The following is a 1252-nucleotide window of genomic DNA, read 5'->3' on the forward strand; positions in this document are numbered from 1 at the left end:
TGGGGTGGTCCTGTTTGGCCGGACACTTTACTTATGAGAGTTTAATTGACTAGTTTGATAAAATTGGTTTTCAAAATCAATCGGAGATCGGTAGCCTAAGCCCGAATGCAACCGACGCACGTTATAATATCCTTCAATATAGTTAAATAGCTCATCATGAGCATCTTGAAGGTTCATAAAACAACCATCCTCCAGCAACTCAGCTTTCAACCGACCCCAAAAGGACTCAGCATGAGCATTTTGATACGGATTGTCCGCTTCGGCCATACTTTGCCGACAATGCCATTTATCCAGCCGTTGGCGGAAACGCTGACCAAAATACTGACCACCTCGGTCTGAGTGAACAATCAAGCCGGGATTGGGCTGACGTTGTTCAATGGCTTGATCAAAAGCCTTGATAATCAAGCTTTCCTTCATCGTCTTGTCGACCCACCAGCCTACAATACGCCGAGAAAACAAGTCCATCCAACTGGCCAAATAGCCCCAGCTCCCGTCTGTCAAAGGCAAATACGTGATATCGCCAACCCAAGCTTGGTTAGGTGTAGTAGGTTTGCCAAACTCGATTAAGCGGTTAGGACAAGCCGTTAAACCATGCTTGGAATTAGTCGTTTTGGGCACGAAACTACGAGGCTGAATAGCCCGCCAATCCTGCTCTTGCATTAAACGACGCACCCGATGTCGACCGGCCTTGATACCCTGTTCTTTCAGGGCTTCCAGCACCCGACGGCTGCCATAGCGTCGAGAGTTTTCCCAGAAGATCTTGTCGATTGCTGTGGTCATGGTTAGATCCCTAACGGACTGAGTGAATGTTGTTCCATTACGATATGTGTAATACGCAGTCTTGCTGACATTCAGAGTTTTACAGAGTAGTCGTACTGAAAAATTGGCTTCTTCAGACTGAATAAACCGGTAAATCTGGGTCAGGTTTGTCGGCTGAAAATGGCCACAGCTTTTTTTAGTATCTCGCGCTCCATCTCGGTTTGCCGCAGTTGCCGACGTAGGCTATCAACTTCTTGTTGAAGAGTTTGATCGGTTTTCTTTTCCCCTTTGTCATTGGCTTTCCGCCAAGCGTGAATTAGGCTATCGCTAATGCCCATCTTACGGGCTACGGCCATGATAGGTTCACCATTGGCAATTAGCCGTAGCACATCGGCCTTAAACTCGGCTGTATACTTTCGTTTGGGACGTTGGGATTGGTTCATGGTACACGAAGTTAAAAAAGTTTCGTGTCCGGATTTTTAGGACCATATCA

The 1252-nt window shown here is 46.7% G+C and carries 2 protein-coding genes; both read right to left on the bottom strand.

Features of this window, described 5'->3' with window-relative positions; all coding sequences use genetic code 11:
* Window positions 1-27: 27 nt before the first annotated feature.
* Entirely contained in the window at window positions 28-924 is an 897-nt protein-coding gene (locus tag BLX24_RS30495; protein ID WP_143092938.1) for an IS3 family transposase, read from the bottom strand.
* Complete coding sequence (locus BLX24_RS30500) at window positions 921-1202, bottom strand: transposase (protein WP_071506918.1); 282 nt, start codon at window positions 1200-1202, stop codon at window positions 921-923. The genes BLX24_RS30495 and BLX24_RS30500 overlap by 4 nt, the downstream gene beginning before the upstream one ends.
* Window positions 1203-1252 lie beyond the last annotated feature (50 nt).

This window comes from Arsenicibacter rosenii, from assembly GCF_001870735.1.
GTDB classification, from domain to species: domain Bacteria; phylum Bacteroidota; class Bacteroidia; order Cytophagales; family Spirosomataceae; genus Arsenicibacter; species Arsenicibacter rosenii.